22 protein-coding genes, 1 pseudogene and 1 riboswitch are annotated in these 16,523 nt (G+C 45.4%); of the genes and pseudogenes, 13 read left to right on the top strand and 10 right to left on the bottom strand.

Annotation, left to right across the window (positions count from 1 at the left end; genetic code table 11):
* Window positions 1-100: 100 nt before the first annotated feature.
* From AAIG26_RS06585 to AAIG26_RS06575, 3 genes are all read right to left on the bottom strand, one after another.
* On the bottom strand, window positions 101-433 hold the full coding sequence (locus AAIG26_RS06585; RefSeq protein WP_142516500.1) for an NIPSNAP family protein: 333 nt from the start codon (window positions 431-433) through the stop codon (window positions 101-103).
* 930 nt (window positions 434-1,363) lie between these two features.
* Window positions 1,364-2,290 carry a hypothetical protein gene (locus AAIG26_RS06580; protein WP_343180260.1) on the bottom strand — a complete coding sequence of 309 codons (927 nt, stop codon included), beginning with the start codon at window positions 2,288-2,290 and terminating at the stop codon, window positions 1,364-1,366.
* A gap of 350 nt (window positions 2,291-2,640) precedes the next feature.
* Window positions 2,641-3,123 (bottom strand): hypothetical protein, encoded by a 483-nt coding sequence (locus tag AAIG26_RS06575; RefSeq protein WP_343180259.1) that lies wholly within the window; start codon window positions 3,121-3,123, stop codon window positions 2,641-2,643.
* Window positions 3,124-3,267: 144 nt separating this feature from the next.
* On the opposite strand from AAIG26_RS06575, the gene AAIG26_RS06570 reads away from it, so the two are divergent.
* Both AAIG26_RS06570 and AAIG26_RS06565 read left to right on the top strand, forming a co-directional pair.
* On the top strand, window positions 3,268-3,933 hold the full coding sequence (locus AAIG26_RS06570; RefSeq protein WP_142516497.1) for a recombinase family protein: 666 nt from the start codon (window positions 3,268-3,270) through the stop codon (window positions 3,931-3,933).
* Between the two features lie 267 nt (window positions 3,934-4,200).
* Window positions 4,201-5,907: a reverse transcriptase domain-containing protein gene (locus AAIG26_RS06565; protein WP_142516867.1), complete on the top strand. Its 1,707-nt coding sequence runs from the start codon at window positions 4,201-4,203 to the stop codon at window positions 5,905-5,907.
* A 135-nt stretch (window positions 5,908-6,042) separates the two neighbouring features.
* On the opposite strand, the gene AAIG26_RS06560 is transcribed toward AAIG26_RS06565, so the two are convergent.
* Window positions 6,043-6,540: a hypothetical protein gene (locus AAIG26_RS06560; RefSeq protein WP_343180258.1), complete on the bottom strand. Its 498-nt coding sequence runs from the start codon at window positions 6,538-6,540 to the stop codon at window positions 6,043-6,045.
* Window positions 6,541-6,778: 238 nt separating this feature from the next.
* Between AAIG26_RS06560 and AAIG26_RS06555 the strand changes: the two genes are divergently transcribed.
* Window positions 6,779-7,243 (top strand): helix-turn-helix transcriptional regulator, encoded by a 465-nt coding sequence (locus AAIG26_RS06555; protein ID WP_142516495.1) that lies wholly within the window; start codon window positions 6,779-6,781, stop codon window positions 7,241-7,243.
* A 197-nt stretch (window positions 7,244-7,440) separates the two neighbouring features.
* Here the strand turns inward: AAIG26_RS06555 and AAIG26_RS06550 are convergent, their stop codons facing one another.
* A complete protein-coding gene (locus tag AAIG26_RS06550) occupies window positions 7,441-7,833 on the bottom strand; it encodes a hypothetical protein (RefSeq protein WP_053266752.1) in 393 nt (130 codons plus the stop codon).
* Between the two features lies 1 nt (window position 7,834).
* Window positions 7,835-8,404, bottom strand: a complete 570-nt coding sequence (locus AAIG26_RS06545) for a hypothetical protein (RefSeq protein WP_142516494.1) — start codon at window positions 8,402-8,404, stop codon at window positions 7,835-7,837.
* Between the two features lie 580 nt (window positions 8,405-8,984).
* Here AAIG26_RS06545 and AAIG26_RS06540 point away from each other — a divergent pair.
* On the top strand, window positions 8,985-9,293 hold the full coding sequence (locus tag AAIG26_RS06540; RefSeq protein WP_343180257.1) for a hypothetical protein: 309 nt from the start codon (window positions 8,985-8,987) through the stop codon (window positions 9,291-9,293).
* Window positions 9,294-9,389: 96 nt separating this feature from the next.
* A complete protein-coding gene (locus AAIG26_RS06535; RefSeq protein WP_343180256.1) occupies window positions 9,390-9,788 on the top strand; it encodes a hypothetical protein in 399 nt (132 codons plus the stop codon).
* Between the two features lie 185 nt (window positions 9,789-9,973).
* On the opposite strand, the gene AAIG26_RS06530 is transcribed toward AAIG26_RS06535, so the two are convergent.
* Window positions 9,974-10,183: a DUF1471 domain-containing protein gene (locus tag AAIG26_RS06530; protein WP_017458785.1), complete on the bottom strand. Its 210-nt coding sequence runs from the start codon at window positions 10,181-10,183 to the stop codon at window positions 9,974-9,976.
* 86 nt (window positions 10,184-10,269) lie between these two features.
* Window positions 10,270-10,527: a multiple stress resistance protein BhsA gene (bhsA, locus tag AAIG26_RS06525; RefSeq protein ID WP_017458786.1), complete on the bottom strand. Its 258-nt coding sequence runs from the start codon at window positions 10,525-10,527 to the stop codon at window positions 10,270-10,272.
* 250 nt (window positions 10,528-10,777) lie between these two features.
* Here bhsA and AAIG26_RS06520 point away from each other — a divergent pair, with 250 nt between their 5' ends.
* Complete coding sequence (locus AAIG26_RS06520) at window positions 10,778-11,431, top strand: TetR/AcrR family transcriptional regulator (RefSeq protein ID WP_343180255.1); 654 nt, start codon at window positions 10,778-10,780, stop codon at window positions 11,429-11,431.
* Window positions 11,432-11,502: 71 nt separating this feature from the next.
* On the opposite strand, the gene zinT is transcribed toward AAIG26_RS06520, so the two are convergent.
* Entirely contained in the window at window positions 11,503-12,147 is a 645-nt protein-coding gene (zinT, locus tag AAIG26_RS06515) for a metal-binding protein ZinT (RefSeq protein ID WP_343180254.1), read from the bottom strand.
* Window positions 12,148-12,404: 257 nt separating this feature from the next.
* On the opposite strand from zinT, the gene mntP reads away from it, so the two are divergent.
* Together mntP and crcB are read left to right on the top strand one after the other, a co-directional pair.
* Window positions 12,405-12,974, top strand: a complete 570-nt coding sequence (mntP, locus tag AAIG26_RS06510) for a manganese efflux pump MntP (protein WP_343180253.1) — start codon at window positions 12,405-12,407, stop codon at window positions 12,972-12,974.
* 30 nt (window positions 12,975-13,004) lie between these two features.
* A riboswitch (Fluoride riboswitch) is annotated at window positions 13,005-13,074 on the top strand.
* Window positions 13,075-13,149: 75 nt separating this feature from the next.
* Window positions 13,150-13,530, top strand: coding sequence for a fluoride efflux transporter CrcB (crcB, locus tag AAIG26_RS06505; protein WP_020456697.1), 381 nt, complete (start codon window positions 13,150-13,152; stop codon window positions 13,528-13,530).
* A gap of 40 nt (window positions 13,531-13,570) precedes the next feature.
* On the opposite strand, the gene AAIG26_RS06500 is transcribed toward crcB, so the two are convergent.
* Window positions 13,571-13,897 (bottom strand): four-helix bundle copper-binding protein, encoded by a 327-nt coding sequence (locus AAIG26_RS06500; protein ID WP_071925260.1) that lies wholly within the window; start codon window positions 13,895-13,897, stop codon window positions 13,571-13,573.
* A gap of 323 nt (window positions 13,898-14,220) precedes the next feature.
* On the opposite strand from AAIG26_RS06500, the gene AAIG26_RS06495 reads away from it, so the two are divergent.
* The 5 genes and pseudogenes from AAIG26_RS06495 to AAIG26_RS06475 all read left to right on the top strand — a co-directional run bounded on the left by AAIG26_RS06495 (window position 14,221) and on the right by AAIG26_RS06475 (window position 16,485).
* On the top strand, window positions 14,221-14,394 hold the full coding sequence (locus tag AAIG26_RS06495; protein ID WP_072051630.1) for a general stress protein: 174 nt from the start codon (window positions 14,221-14,223) through the stop codon (window positions 14,392-14,394).
* A 113-nt stretch (window positions 14,395-14,507) separates the two neighbouring features.
* A complete protein-coding gene (locus AAIG26_RS06490; RefSeq protein WP_313628269.1) occupies window positions 14,508-14,729 on the top strand; it encodes a hypothetical protein in 222 nt (73 codons plus the stop codon).
* 460 nt (window positions 14,730-15,189) lie between these two features.
* Entirely contained in the window at window positions 15,190-15,300 is a 111-nt protein-coding gene (locus AAIG26_RS06485; protein ID WP_269231604.1) for a hypothetical protein, read from the top strand.
* Window positions 15,301-15,528: 228 nt separating this feature from the next.
* A pseudogene (gene hmuV, locus AAIG26_RS06480) lies at window positions 15,529-15,816 on the top strand (hemin ABC transporter ATP-binding subunit); the annotation flags it as partial.
* Between the two features lie 75 nt (window positions 15,817-15,891).
* Window positions 15,892-16,485 carry a LysR family transcriptional regulator gene (locus AAIG26_RS06475; RefSeq protein ID WP_343180252.1) on the top strand — a complete coding sequence of 198 codons (594 nt, stop codon included), beginning with the start codon at window positions 15,892-15,894 and terminating at the stop codon, window positions 16,483-16,485.
* The last annotated feature ends 38 nt before the right edge of the window (window positions 16,486-16,523 follow it).

Here is a 16,523-nt window from a genome sequence, read left to right as displayed (position 1 = left end):
CGCGCTCAGAACGATTCTGGGGCATTTTTTATTAAGGGTTGTAGATTTCATAGTGCGAAATTTGGAGATGCTCAAAACGCGTTTGGTGAAACTTGATGACCTACAATTGCACCCGCAGCCCTTCCACGCTTTCTGATGGTAGATTCATCACTGTTTTAATGCTGGTTCCAATGCTGCGAATAATGTCTTCGCGTGGGCCGCTGCGCCAGTCATCGCTTGCATAAAAAGCATTGAGAACCGCAGCCATTTTTTCAGCGCTGTCAAAGGCGCGAATCAGGTAGTAGCAATCCGGGTCATGAAGCGAGTTGCCAAACGAAACAACGTCGATCCCGTGGCGTCGGTGTAGGGGAACGCTGATTTCCTGCATGATTGTGTGAAAAGCAGTTCCGGTGCCTTTACGTAAGGTGTATTGCAGTATTTCGACGGTTATCAAAAAGTTGTCTCCGTTAGTAGCTACTGGGCGGTTCCTTGTTGATAGAGATTAAAGTAAACCTGGCTGGCCGATGAAGCTACTACTAACCAGACAGCTATTCGTAAGCCGAAGCAGCAAAACCCCTCAGACGCGCAGGGAAGCTTTATGGCGCGTTTTTTCTCAGGGGTAGTTAAATCATGGCGCAGAATTAGCGGTGCTGTCATAGAGTTGCTGGCGAAGCCAGTGGAAACAAGCACGTAACCTTGCCACTGATGGAATATGCGGCAACGTGCTGAAAAATATCAACTAGCGGAGTATGGACATCTATGGCGACCTATCGACAAATTGCTGATGATGTTAAATCTCGAACAGGGAGAACAGTCAAAACATGCTGGATAGCGCATGTTAAGTCATTGCATGGGCTAACCCGCCGCGTATCTCCGAACCGGATCAGCACCGAAAGTCGGGTTTACCCTTGTCCTAATAAGTGGGTAGCGGAGATTGAGCTATCACTGAGAATTCTGGGTGAGCTTTAACTTTTGTATCGAAAGCGCTTGTAAAGCCCCTTGCCGCGTTTTTATCCTGGGCAGTAGGTTTTTTATGGGGTGGTATTTGCGGCGCTCTCTCAGCACTTTTGGCATTAAGCATAATCGCCCACAATTCTTTGTATAAGGTTTTGTTTTTCAAACTCCGAAGTTTTTAACTGCTTCGCCAAGAAGGGAGATGGTAAAACCTAAGACTCTTCACTTTTCAGCGGTCATATCCCTGACAGCTTGTTGGTGAAGTTCGCGGCTCCGCTTCTCACTTCCGGTTTTCCCTGTTACCTGTTGTTGTGTGTAAACGTAGTTGGTTAGCGGCTGTATGTATTTAAGTTATTAGGTCACTGCACGTCAGCCCAGCCAGCAAGCGGATCACTGCGCCAAAATCCGCACACTTTTTTGGAATGGATATTCACGGGTGTAGGTTTCGCAATGCTGCTCTAATTCTGTTACTCAGTTCTTTGTCTGCTGTCAGGTGACTACTCTCTGTCCGTGTTCTGCCTTTCTTGTCGCGTTGACCTACAGTGCTGAACGAGTGAATGCCACGTTCCGTCGTTGCATCCCTGTATGAGCGTATCCAGTTGATTGAAACGAGCCGAAACAGATCTCCTTTTGCCATCTTTGCCGCAGATATCGGACGGCGGAATGTGAAAAGACTGGCGAGTGTTTCAAACGGGAAGTGTTGCAGCCCGGAGAGAAGACCGAAGCCGTATTGCTGTAGCGCGTCACCCTGCAATGTCACCTCTATGCGAGCACGTTGCTCACGAAGCGGCAGCGGCTGCTTCTTGTCGGTCCGTTTGTGATAGCACTGCCATGAAATGGCGTCATCTTCGTTGCCAATCCGCAGGTTATACGCCGGGTTGATACGATTGCCGGGCTTATCAAGAAATTGGTTACTGTTGTTGTCGCCGTTGTATTGGCGATGATTGGTGCTCGGAGCGAACAGGCTTGTTTGCATCCGATATGTAAAGGCGCGTGTTGCTTCAACTGACTGTTGTTTATGCCAAAAGTCACAACTGATCTCTATCCCGGCAATAGTCGGTTCGGTTGCAAACGTGAACCGTCTGGCTAACGCATGGAGCGCAGCACGGAGCTGCTGATAGTTGTTCGCCAGCTTGTCATGAAAGCGAATGCGGTAGGTGTCAGTAACATCACCTGGCTGCATGTCGATTGCACCAGCCCACCAGCGATTAATACCGGTTATATCTTTCAGCGCCTTACGGATGTGTTGGTGTTGTGTTGGGCGTTCAGTGCGTATCTCAACATCGAGCCAGTCAATAACAGCTTTAGCCCTGAATTGCTTCAAGGCTGAATCCGCTGTTTGTTGGTTGATATTCATTGCCAGCCTTTCAACTCGCCGCTTTTGGAGTGCGAACACTCCAATGCCGCTTATCGGTGAGGTCAATGTCAACCTCAAGCATAGATAGCATGTGCGGCTTAGCGGGGGGAGGGCAAAGGCGTGAGGCTTTTTCGACGAACTCACCTACCTCACTAAATAGATAAACCGGGCGAGGGGGGCGAGTGGCGGAATATCTCCCGACTGGAAGTAAGACCTCACCGTGATAGCTAGCCCTCCCGCGTCGCATATCCGCTAATAAATCATCCCATGCCCTGACGTCGCCCAGCTTGGCTCTCAAAAAGTAAGCCGTCTCACTTGCTGAAAGGGTTTTAACTTTCATTGTGTCCTCCTTAATCAACGTCTGGAGCGATCATAAGGTGTAGCTGACCGCGTAACTCGTTCTGAATGATCACGAATGGTGATCCGCCGTAGCTTTTGTCTCTGTAACCAGTCAGTAAGGTAAACGCCGCAAATGAGTTATCACGTGTGACGATGGTTGCGCCGTCTAGCTCGTTCTGTAGTTGCTCGTCATTTAACCGCCAATAGCCATTTCCGATAATTTCATGACTGATATTGGCTTCAACTGGCCCAGCTTCCGCGAGGGTAAGAATCTGCTCGGTCATCAATTCTTCTACTAACGCGGCTCGGAGCAAAGCAGCCTTATTTGGTGAGTCAGGATTTGCTTTAAGCACCATCTTTGCCCAGCCTTTCCAATCAGTGCCTCGTTTCTCAGCCAGCATGTCAATTGCGGCCCAAGTGCTTTCATCAAGCTTTAACGAGGTGCGATTTTCTTCAATTAACTTGGCTGTTCTAATTTTTGGTTCATAATTCACAACATCACCCTTATATTTAGTAACCAAGCGGTATTATACTGACTGAAACTAAATGACACAACATAGGAAACAAATTGCTTCCAATGTTGTTTGTGTATACATTGACCACACATTAAACGTTCGATTAGCTGTGAGGTCAGCGACATGGCAAACGGCAAGTTCATCGCTTACTATCGCGTTTCCACTGCGAAGCAGGGTAAGAGCGGTTTAGGGTTGGCAGCTCAAAGGGAAGCTGTCTCTGCTTACATCAGAAGCACTACTGGGGAAGTTGTCGACGAGTTTGAAGAAATTGAGACAGGTAAAGGTTCAAATGCTCTAGAAAGACGTCCGCAACTGCGGGCAGCGCTGGCCGCGTGTAAGAAACAAGGTGCTATTTTGCTGATCGCTAAGCTTGACCGCCTGGCCCGCAACGTGCACTTCGTTACCGGACTAATTGAAACTGGGATTAACTTTGTGGCCGCCGATATGCCACAAGCTGACAAGGTGATGATCCAGATGCACGCGGTTATGTCTGAGCATGAACGCGACCAGATTAGCGCCCGGACAAAAGCAGCTCTCGCAGCTGCCAAATCACGTGGTAAGGTTCTGGGGGTGGCGGGTAGTGCTAACCTCAAAAGTAACATTGAAGCCCGCCAACAAGCGGCAGAGAGCTTCGCAGAGAATATGCGGCCGCTTATCGAAAGCATGAAAGTGCGCGGACTATCGCAGCGCAAAATGGTTGAAACGCTAAATGCTTCACGGACACCAGCACCGAAAGGTGGTGAGTGGGGATTGTCGCAGCTCCAAAGGGTAATTTCACGGCTCGGCTGATATATTAATTTATTGTTAAGTAATGATTTTTTTTCGAAAAAACAGTAGGTGTTTGTTGATTTAGAAACCAGTTGTCTAGATACATTGACCAATAGAATCAACATGGTTACGATTGTGTTGGGCCTCAGGACCCGCATTTCTGAGATGTATACGTCTCGGCTTGTAGTGCCTTTACCTTTGACGCTAACGCGTCGCGCCGCCACGGGTTACTCGCGGTTGTTGGGGTCCTGAGTTGCCCTCTCATACCAGAAGGAGCATGAGCCAGTGATGGACACATTTTTCCCTTTTAATACCTCGCCAAAATATAAGATAGAAAACAATAAAGAATTAGCTGCACTAATCGGTATTACTACTGCTAAGTTAACTTATTACGCCTATTATTTAAGTGATGATGATAAGTATCACTCATTCAAAATTCGCAAGCGAATTAACGGAGAAAGATTAATTGAAGCTCCAAATAGAGGGCTTAAAGATATCCAAAAAACAATTTCTCATTTTCTGGAGAGAAACTATACACCTCGTTCTTGCGTATTTGCGTATGTTAAAGAAAGAGGCATAGTTGAACATGCCTCAATTCACGTTGGGCAACGATGGCTACTACGCTTGGATTTAAAGGATTTCTTCCATTCAATAAGCTCAGCTCGAGTTTCGGGAGTGCTAAGACGCGCTCCATTTTGCTTTGCTAAATCCCCGGCAAATACTGTAGCGCGTCTTTGCACAAAAGATGGGCGTTTACCACAAGGTTCACCAGCTAGTCCAGTGATTAGTAACATCATTTGCAAAGGATTAGATTATAAACTTAAGCAACTAGCTTCCTCAAACAAGTGTTACTACACTCGTTATGCCGATGATATATTTATTTCTAATAATGGAAGTGTATTCCCTTCGGCAATAGCAATAAGAGGCGACGATGGTAATGTAGAACTAAGTGAAGCAATAAAAAATATCATAATAAATTCTGGTTTTGAAGTGAATGCTGGTAAGACGACTCTTCGTAAAAAATCCGAGAGGCAGCTTGTTACAGGGGTTGTAGTTAACAAAAAAACCAATATACCAAAGGAGTATATAAAATCTATCCGTGCAGGACTTTATGCGTGGGAGAAATTTGGCTTGGATGCTGCTGAGGAATATTGGAAGAAAGAAATAGAAAGATCTAATAAATTTGATGATCAACCGCCACAAATGAGATTGGTAATACGCGGTAAAATAATCCATGTTGGTCATGTAAAAGGATATACCGATGCAACTTTCCTAACTCTTGTTAAGCGATTACAAACACTTGATAGCGAATTTAAAATTGATGAGCAGAAATTTCGGCGAGAGATAACCGACGAAATTCATATTTATACCGAAGGTGTGACAGATACAAAACATTTCCAAGCGGCGCTGAATGCATTTCAACATCGTGGTGAATTCCTTGACTTGAAAATAATATTCAAAAACTCAAGCAAGCCTGGAAGCGCAAATCTTAAAACGCTGTGTGAAAACCTGCGAGAAACATCACAAAAACATCTCACTTTATGCATCTTTGATAGAGATGAAAAAAATATAGTAAATGAAATGAGTGGTTCTCCGGGTAATTACAGAGATCACGGTAATAACGTATTTAGTCTAATTATCCCTATTCCTGAATTTAGAAAGGGGAATGACTCAATATGTATTGAGCATCTGTATCAAGACTCGTTACTTTTTACTTGTGATAGCGAGGGAAGGCGTTTGTATTTTAAGGACGAGTTCGATAACCTTAATTGTCATAAAACTGATCCTAATCTCTTCTGCCGGATTAACAAGAGTTCTCTTGTGTATGACGATAATGTGATTAATATCTCAGAGAGGAAAAATGTAGCATTGCCTAAAAACAAATTTGCAGATTATGTTTGCAGCGGTCAACCACCTTTTAATAATGTCGATTATGGTGGTTTTCATGAGGTTTTCATACAAATACTTGAAATAGCCTCTACGTATACTAAGTAGGCTTTTAATGATAAATGAGCAATAGATAACTAATTGAAAAGAATGCTTTTAATTAAACTTTTTTATTGTTTGTTTTGTTAGTATTGAAGAAAGCATCTTTAAGATGCTTTCTTCAAAATTATTGGGAAGCATTATTCACTCAAATGATGCAGCGATAATTTCTCCGGTGTTAGCGTTGAAAATACAAAAGTATTGGAGTGGCGTTAATATTCCTAAACTGTTTATCGCTTTAGCCTGTTGACCGAAGATTTGTATAGTTCGTTTAGTCTGGTCGTGCCAAAGATATTTTTCAAAAATCTGTTGAGATGCGTTTTTCAGCCATATATGGTTAAATTCTGCTTTTTCATCAATTGCCTGCTTGCACTTTCTTACGGGGTTATAGTGCGCTTTCGCATAACATTCAGGGCTGTTATTTGAACATTGGACGTTCTGCTTAGTTAACGTCTGTTCCGCTCCTATAGCGGAAAAAGCGCTTACGCCAAGCATCATTGTGAGAGTTGCAAGAACGCCCCATGATATAGCACGTAGCGTGTTAATTTGCCGTTTCGACGTAACGTGAGCGACTACATTGTAACTGACCCAACCAAGCACGGCCCCCATTGCCATCGGTAATAAAAAGTATGATCGCGTCATGATTCCCTCGTTTTCCAAATCACATCTACCTGATAGAGATTGCTGGCTTAGCCCAGCCGATAATGATCATCATACTGGTTAGATTTGAAATGTCACCATTGGTGATCATTTTGAATCTGATGGGCGAAAGGATGAAAGGTGTTGATGATGGTGATGGTGCTCACAAAGGAGGTCTTTAGATTCAAAATGTCTCAATTGGAGCGTGGCCTTGTAGAGGTCAAACTTGCACATTCAGGGCATGAAAAATACCTTGAGAATACAGTTTGGCGAGCGGGTAAAAGAGCTGCGAATAGCCACCGGAATGAGCCAGGAAGCGTTTGCTGATCGGTGTGGGTTTGCACGTAGCTACATGAGCCGCATTGAACGTGGTGGCTCCAATGCGTCTCTTGATGCGATTGAGGTGCTGGCTAACGCTCTGAATGTTGAGCCGTGGCAGTTATTAGCGTCTGACTCATCTAAAGATGACGACCCGGAACTGTTGGTTCCATACGCGGCCGATGGCTCGTGCTTTAATCCTGGACTTGCGAGCAGTCGCGATGGTTCGTTTGGCGTAGGTGATAAAGCGGCTCAGAAGCGTTTTGGCACATTTTTCGAAGCTCTTGAGTATCTACGTAGCATGGATACCGCAAAGTGGCGCAGACCCAATGCCAGTGGCAATTGGGGTATTGTTTCAGCTGTGCGTTGGGACAAACTGAGAAAGTAGAGCAAGTGTAAGACTGTAAATGCTAGCCTCTGTGTTAATGAACTGAATTTATAGATGATGAATGTTCCACCTATAATCCAGCTAGTTCCTCTAAGAGAGTAAATAAAACACCAAATTACAGGTGCGTTTCATAGGCGTTACAGTGGCGTTTTACTTCTTCATGGATATATATACTCCTTTTTTAAATAATTTTCTATTTACTTCAACTTGTTGTATTTAATAACTAAGCGGAAGGCTAATAAGCACATTTGAAAACTAATGAGAAAGCATGAGGCTATCACTAAACAAAATGCGGTTTTAACGGCACTATATTTTTGATAGGATTCAAACCCATTATCCTTAGCTATCAATATAGAGTGTGATATTATTGATACTAAACTTGGTGTGAAAACTGCAGTAGTAAGGATAGAAAGCACCAGTAGCGGTAAACATTTACTAAATAGGGCCTCTTTTGCTATTCCAAGATTAATTGCTTTCTCATGTTTGGGAACATCTAGATTTACGGCTTTCACGATTTCTGAATACCATGCACCATACAATATTGCCAAAATAGCCATTAGTAAGCTTGCAACTGCGATTTCATCACTCATATTATTGATGCTGCACCGGTTGAATTTGTAAAGAATGGCATAATGCTTCGTATGAAGACTTAGTTACCTCATAAGTTGAGACGCTACCACGCTTCTTGCTAACGGATGCAAGTGTGCCATCAATTGCCGCTAATTTTTTATTTAATTCTTCTATAACATTTACACTATTCAATGTGATGCTATAAGGACCAATGGCTTCTTGAATTTCTGCATTTAAAAGAATAACTTTGAGTGTTTCATCAATAGCATGCTTTAGCTGATATTGATATTTTGATATAATAGATCTCAAATAACTCTTACTTTCAGAAGCAGTAGTTTGAAACAATTTGCTTATGATTTGCTCGTCAGGAATTTTACCCTCAAATACATTATCAACCAGAAGAAATAATCTATATTCAAGGATGTCACTGCCGCGTTTGAATACCTTTATGCCTTGAATCATTGCCAAGTATTCTAGTATGCTTGCTTTCCCAAAACTGTTTAGTTTATCGTTAAGTTCATGGCTTTCACACCCAATTATATTGGCTAATTCGGCTTCATCTGCTATGTCAATATCAAATTGTAGTCTCATTTTGTCAAATCTTCCTGATATGTGTTTTAAGATGGTTGTGAGCTAACTATAAGAATTTGAGATTAATCCTAATTTTTGTAAGGTGTAAAGTTTTATTTCTGGTAGTGCCTTGTGACTTGTGAGCTTCTTCACGAATTTTTTTACGACTCCAGATGACTTTTGGTCAACGCGACGGTGTTACGTTTGACAAGGGCAGCATTAACTATCATTAGGTTCTCCTACATAGCTGTCATACAATCTAACCTCATAAACTCATGTGGTTACGCGAGTTTCGGTAATGCGAAGGTCGTAGGTTCGACTCCTATTATCGGCACCACCTTCCCTTCAAAATTAACCAGTTATGCTTCATTGATTTTGCTTTGCCCGACCTGGCTTTTTCCGTGTTGAGCATGCAAGACGTAACGCGACATCGCGTCATTTCATCCCCTCGCTTCATTGTCGATACTTCATTTATGACAATAACAACAGGCTGGATTAAATAATCCGACGCTGCATATCTCGTGAAGCTGACAGAACGTAAATCGGAAATATCTCACCCTCTCCCGTTAAAGATATATTTTGTATTTAGCAGGACCTATACATGGTGCGCGCAAATAAAATTTGTGGCGTGTATATTAATGACCAGTTCATAACATCATGCACGCATGTTGAATTTATCGCCATTTTATTGATAGGGATGATCGTGATGAGAAAACTTATAGCTCTATTGTCTATTTCGATTTTAAGTGGATGCGCTCAACAACCACTCGTAACGGTAAATGCGTTATCCTCAGGCCAGAGTGTAGGGAAACGCTTCATCATCCTGCCATCCAGTCAGGCGCTCTATGACGCTAACCAGATTGAATACAATCAAATTGCCGCAGTAGTTTCTGCATCGCTGACACGTTAGGGATATATACAAGTTAACGAGCCGGAAAAAGCCGATCAGGGAATATTATTAGGATTTGCAAGAAGTGGGGCGGTGACCAGCACAAGGAATGTCACTGTGCCGATCTATGGCCAGACCGGTATTAGTTCAGCGACGACATACGGAAATGCCAATACCACATATAACTATCTCGGTGGCGGTAATTTAACGTCGAACACTACAGGCAGCGCAACGACGGTCTACACACCGACCTATGGAATTACCGGATCATATGACACAACAGTTACCAATACATCATATGGAACAGCGGTAGCACTCAATGCATACGACGCTAAGGTATATCTGAAAAGTAACCGCGTAAATCTGCTGTGGAAGTCAAGTGCGGCCCTCGTATCTTCCAGAGCTGACAGTATTGCCGATTACAGAGGGCTGGCGTTAATTGCGGCTAATTATGCCAATATGAATACTAACGGTGATACCCATTTGAGAATCGATCCACGTAATCCCACTCAGTAATTTAAACGGGGTGTGATAAATACGATGGAAATTAACACCCCATACCAATTAAAAAAGACAGTGCTATTGAAATGAGTCGACCTTTCAACATTCCCTCCCTGATATTCACGCTACGGAAAATAGCGTTTTACCCATAAAAAAAGCGCCCGCAGGCGCTTAGAGTGTGTTGTTCGACAACGGCAGACTTATTTGGTCAGTTCAGCCGTCATATGAACATTATTATTAGTGTTGGCTTCAATGATTTTATATGAAGCGCCTGCCTGCTGTGCTTTGGCAGCAATTAAGGATTCCGCCTCGTCAAGCGTGGACGCCGTGGCGGTTACGCTCTGAGCGAAAGCGCCAAATGAGAGGACGGAAAGCACAGTAGCGACAGCAAGTGAATTGATGGTTTTCATAATGTTATTCCTTAAATTTTTATTTGTGCTGGGCGATAACGCCCAATTCAACATCTGTAGTGAATGCCGGTTTTATACGGCAGCGTTTATTTGTAAATCACCGCGGTGCCGTGCAGGGTGTTCGGGCCGGTCACGGAAGTAATACGGAACGATTTCGCGCCCATTTCATCGGCTTTCTGCGCCAGTTCGCTTTGCAAAGAGGAGAGATTGGTGCCGGCATTGGCAGAAATCACGCCCACTTTTTGTTGGTCAGCCGGAGTGGACTGCACTTCGACGGCGGCTACGCTTGCGAAAGAGAGGGAACTAAGGACAGCGACGGCGATCAGGGATTTGATGGTTTTCATAATTGTTGCCTTCTGAATCTGGATTTGTGTGAGGTCGTAAGTATTAACTTAACGATCGATAGGTAAATGATAAATGTGATCTGCATCACTCGTCAATACTATTTTTATAATGATCATTTAAATAATTAAAAAGCACTTATTATTCAAATTGATAAAGAGTTTATTTTTTCGAAAAATTTCCGCTGGTCAGCCGCTTTGTAATGTTTTTATAATGATTATTAACTAAATTAATGTGAACGAGGGAGGAACAATGGCAACCGACGTCACATGCTGTACGAGAAAAGGTCGCGGACGGCCAAAAATTTTCGACCGGGACGCAATGCTGGATAAAGCGATGATGCTGTTCTGGCAGCAGGGTTATGAAGCTACATCGCTGGCAGATCTGGTCGAAGCCACTGGCGCAAAAGCACCGACGCTGTATGCGGAATTTAATAATAAAGAGGGATTGTTCAGAGCCGTGCTTGATCGCTATATGGCTCGCTTTTCCGCTAAACACCGGGCAGCGCTTTTCTGCGAAGAGAAAACGGTTGAGCAGGCGTTGCGCGATTATCTGCACGCGCTAGCCAGTTGTTTTGCCGGTAGTGATACTCCGGCAGGCTGCTTTTTAATCAACACTTCTGCCACGGTTTCCGCTTCATCGGAACCGATAGCGGACTCTATCCGGGAACGGCAAACGGCTCAGGAGCAAACGCTGCTGGCTTTTTTGCTGCAACGCCAGTTGCGTGGTGAGATTCCGTCGCCAACAGATGTGCAAACCACCGCGCTTTTTTTAAGCTGTATTATTCATGGCATGTCGGTCAGCGCGCGCGAAGGTGTCAGTCTGGATAAGCTGCAGCAGATTATCGACACGACGCTGCGGTTGTGGCCGGTATTAATCAACCAGAACGAACGGAGCGCCGGTTAAGAGAATGGCGGACAATGCGTTTGAGGATGACCATCCGCGGGAGAAAGGATTTTTCGCCCGCGGTGAAACCATCAGTGATGGAGCATTTCGTCAACAATCTGCGCTTTAGTCATATTGTACGGATAATATGTCGGCCAGTTATCCATCTCTTTTAACAGCGCTTCTTGCGATTCGTTGCCCATAAAAATATGGAAATGTTGCGACTGGCGCGGGCCGATAATATGGTCGCTGAACTGCACATATTTTGGCGCTTTTGATTGCGCGTCTTTACATTCAAAGAGATAACGCACGCCTTTTTTCCCGGAGGAGTAAGTCAGGATTTTATAGCCCGCGTAATCATAACGGCAGGAATTGACCGTTTTGCCAACGTGAAATTCCATTACGTTGTTTTCTATGCCAATCATTTCTACATCGGTGGCGTAACCTTTTTGGTAATAGGCGCGATACTCTTCAACGCTTTTACCGCCTTGTTTTGCTTTTTTCTCCAGCACCGGATCAAGATCGCCGCTGAGCAGATACGGGTTCACGGATTGCCAGATCCCGTCCCAATCGGACAATCCCCGGTCTTTTACGTCCTTATCATCAAAAATGCCTTCGCTGGCTTTACGCTCCACTTCTGAAAGCGGTTTGCCGTGGTGGTGGTCATGCGCCAACGTTGGCGCGCTCATTAGCAGCACTCCCATGCCAAGTACAAAGGCTGATTTCTTCATGATCATATTGCGCTCCCTGGTTATCATTTGTTACGAAGTGAAATGTTATAATATAACAACATCAAATGCCACATCGCTTTCAATTCACCAGCCAAATGAGTGGGGCGCCGTACAACATAGCCAGCGCTATAAAACATAGCAATATCTATATGTTTATGATTAATAAGTAATTTTTGCGTTTTTTATTCGGCTATGGCATTCTTGCCGCTCTTTTCGCAGCGTCTGCGTTTTTGCCTTCGCCTGTGGGCATTTAGGGGTCAGCAATGAGTTTTTACGCAATAAGTATTCTTGCTTTCGGCATGTCGATGGATTCTTTTGCTGCCGCTATCGGTAAAGGGGCGATGTTAAAACGTCCGCCGGTGAGCGAAGCGCTACGCACCGGGTTGATTTTTGGTGTTATTGAAGCCATCACCCCAATTATTGGATGGGCCGCAGGTTTGGCCGCCAGTCAGTACATTATGCAGTGGGATCACTGGATAGCCTTTGTACTGCTGTTTGTGCTTGGTGTGCGCATGATGAAAGAAGGACTGACTAAAACTGCGGATGAAGAAGCCGAAGCGCCGCGCCGCCACGGTTTCTGGTTGCTGGTCACCACCGCTATCGCTACCAGCCTTGATGCGATGGCCGTTGGTGTCGGTCTGGCGTTTCTCAATGTGAACATTGTGACGACGGCGCTGATGATTGGCCTTGCGACCACCATCATGGCCACCACCGGGATGCTACTGGGGCGTTTTCTTGGCACGAAGATCGGTAAATGGGCGGAAGTGCTCGGCGGTGTTGTGCTTATCTGCATCGGCAGCTCAATTCTGGTTGAACACTTAGGCTTACTGTAACTTGCCCGAACGTGTGAAATCGTCAACAATGCGTACTCAGGTGATGGCGTTCCACCTGATCCAACCGCTTCCCTGAGAAGCTGATGACGCCTGGTATGTCTCTGTCATGAGGCATGTCGGGCGTTTTCCTTTTGTGTTCCCTGCATGCCTCGCACTTTTGTTGATGAGGAAAAACATGCTCAAATCTTTATTTGCCGTAATCATCGGTGGTTCTGCAGGCTGCGTGATCCGCTGGCTGCTCGCGATTCGTTTAAATACGCTGTTTCCCAATCTGCCGCCCGGCACGCTGCTGGTAAATTTACTCGGCGGGCTGATTATTGGCGGCGCGCTGGCGCTCTTCACCCGCCAGCCGCATCTGGATCCCAACTTGCGGCTGCTGATCACCACAGGCTTATGCGGCGGCATGACCACCTTTTCCACTTTTTCGCTGGAGATTTTTACCCGGTTGCAAACGGGCAACTATGCGTGGGCGCTGGCTTCGGTGCTGGTGCATGTAACGGGATCGATTTTAATGACGGCGCTGGGGTTTGCGCTGATAAACACCTGGTATGGATAAAACAGGAAGGGGGCAATGCGCCCCCTTTTCGCAGTGCATTTCACGCCGCCATTTGCAGGCACGCTTGTGCGCAAGCCCGGCAACGTTTAGCGCACTGCTGGCAGTGCTGATGTTGATGCCGGCTGCACTCTTCGGCGCAGGCTCTGCACACATCGACGCAAATCCGGCACAGCGAGGGTAAATGCTTACTTTCCAGCGCCATAAATTGACCGGCAAGGCGGCACAGGGCGGCACATTGTACGTCCAGCTTGATGCACTCACGCATCATGTCGATATTCTCTTCCTGCAGGCAAGAAAGCGCACAGTGTTCGCAAGCCGCAGCGCATTGATAACAGGCTTCTGCGCATCGTTGATGTTCTGTATGCATGGTTTATCTCCATAATATTTGTGCGTCATAAGATAAGTGTGCACAGAATATTTATCCCTACCATTTTATTTACACATTTCATCACATCTGTCCTTTTATTAGGCGAGAGAAATTTTACTAACCCGCTTATAAGTATAAAGATTTATTTTTAATGCAACATATGTGTTTAAATATTTCTTTAAAGATTGTTGTTTTTATATTGATATATTTTCGGATGATCAATTGACTAATCGTGATAAATAGCCAGACTTAAGACTCCAACGCGATTGATATGGGTTATTAACCGTATCGATTATATCGAAAACGAGATGTGGAGATATAACATGGCCGAACATAGAGGCGGTTCCGGTAATTTCGCTGAAGATCGTGAAAAAGCGTCAGAAGCGGGGCGTAAAGGTGGTCAGCACAGCGGTGGTAATTTTAAAAATGACCCCGAACGTGCATCCGAAGCCGGTAAAAAAGGTGGTAAAAATAGCCACAGCGGCGGCCAGAAATAGCCGTTTCGCTAGTTCTTTTTATTATCTGTAAAGTTCAGAACGGCAGCGGGCCGGAAACGGCTCGTTTATTTTTTAATTAACACTGTTTTGAAAATAAGAAAATAGAGGTATTAATGAGTTCGAACAATAATGATGAGGGTGAGAGGATATGCACATTACCTGAAGATTTATCTGAGCATTTATCTACTCATTTAATTGAAGATTCTCACCATCCTGCCGAAGTAATTGCCATTAATTTTACCGAAGCAGTTGATTTACGTCTCCCACCTTACAAGAAACGTCTTGTGCATAAAATGGCCAGTCGCAAACAACCCCCAAAAGGCAATAATCAATAAATCCTTTTCACCTTTCTAACGGCGTTGTGCTTCTTCAACGCGGAGAACTCTTCTTTTCAAGTTATGCCGCTGAAAGATACAGGAAACTTTCAGTCATTCGTTTTTACGAAAACGATCAGAATAATTTTTAGCGCATTGAAAACGAATAAAAAATAACCTTCAGGCCCGGCAAATCCGCGTTGTACCTGAAGGCATGCAATTGCATTTTCGTTACTAACAATAAGCGTGCTAATTATTAGCAAATTTCAACAGGAAAATCGCTATAAAACAGCGAGTTGCGATGAAATAAACCGATCTTTTCGAATGAATTTTTTTATCGTTAACACATTGATGTTATTGATGATTTGTCTGCATTTCATCCATCAGGCGTTTACAACCAAACCGGTGTCGCAGCGGCTACCGGGCCTTATGGTATTTTTTTTGCCTGCCGCCTGGCCTCTATAACAGCGGAGGATCTATAGTGAGTGAACTGAAGGCAACGAGAGGAGGTTTCGTGTTCAACGTTGAAAAAGATGACCCTCGTGAAGCGCCGGAATCAGGGGATAAAAAACCCCAACCGGTGAAGAAATAAATAAAAAGGTCGCTACGGCGGCCTTTTTATTTATTATTCAGTTTGTTACAGCAACGCCTTGAAGAGACTCGCGCGTATCTCAACGGCCTTGTTTGTTTATCGAACGCAAATTGACGCCTGCAGATTGGCTCTATTTCTCATCAATACTCTGGCGCGCACATCTGGCTTCAGGCACCGCAATCCACCCAGCCTCGCGCCGCTGTGGGCATCATGACGGCCCGGAAGACGGATGAACCAACTTCGGCACGCGATTTTTACCATCATCAGCAGGCGCTGCGCCTGCTGCTGCGGCTGACATTGAGTGGCAAATTGCCTGTTTGCGCAGGGCTTGACCATCTCAACCTTGCTGCGCGGTGGGCGGACAGGATCTTGTTGTTACACCGGGGAAAATGGCTGGCACAAGGCACGCCGGAACAGGTGATTCAGCCACCGCTTATCGCGCCGTGGTACGGTGCCGGGGGCGAGGTGATCCCGCATCCGGGCGGGGACACGCCGCCGCTTTTTCTCTTGGTCTGATAAACGCCACTGTTGGCTGATGAAGCCGTATTTTTGCTAAAGTTTAGTGTGACTTAACTGATGCGGGGATCGGCAATGACCTTACCGCCTTTGCAGGCGCTCATCTGTTTTAATGCTGTCGCTCAACACGGCAGTATGAAAGCGGCGGCAGCGGCATTATCCATCAGCGCCAGCGCAGTGAGCCAGCAGATTGCCAAACTGGAAGCCTGGGTTAATGTACGGCTGTTTATGCGCGGTTCGCGCGTGCTGACGCTGACGCCGGAAGGGAAAATTTACCTGCGGGCCATTCAGCCTGCCTTTCATCAGATTTCACAAGCCACCCACCGGTTAATTGACGCGGCGGCGCACCGCCGTGTGAGCGTCAGTTGTTCAACGGAGTTTGCCATGCACTGGTTGCTGCCAAGGCTTGGCGGCTTTGAACGTTATTACCCGCATGCCGAGGTGCTTATCACTACCACTACGCGGGACGTTGATTTGAAAAGGGAAGGGATCGATTTTGCTTTTCGCCGCACGGTGCAGGCCGGGGGTGAAGGTATCCTGCACCCGCTGGAGAACAGCGGTGGGATGCTGCTGATTTACGATAAATCGGCGCTGTTAGAACCTCTTTGCCACGCCTTTCGCGACTGGCTGCTGGCCGCCGCGCAGGAACATCATTGGCCGGAACGGTAAACGCAAAGGGCGCGGCATGTTCGCGTTCCGGCAATGGC

It is taken from the genome of Kosakonia sp. PSU_27 (assembly GCF_039409795.1).
Lineage (GTDB): Bacteria > Pseudomonadota > Gammaproteobacteria > Enterobacterales > Enterobacteriaceae > Kosakonia.
Note: the sequence above shows the minus strand (reverse complement) of the source record. Positions and strands in the feature narration are given on the sequence as shown.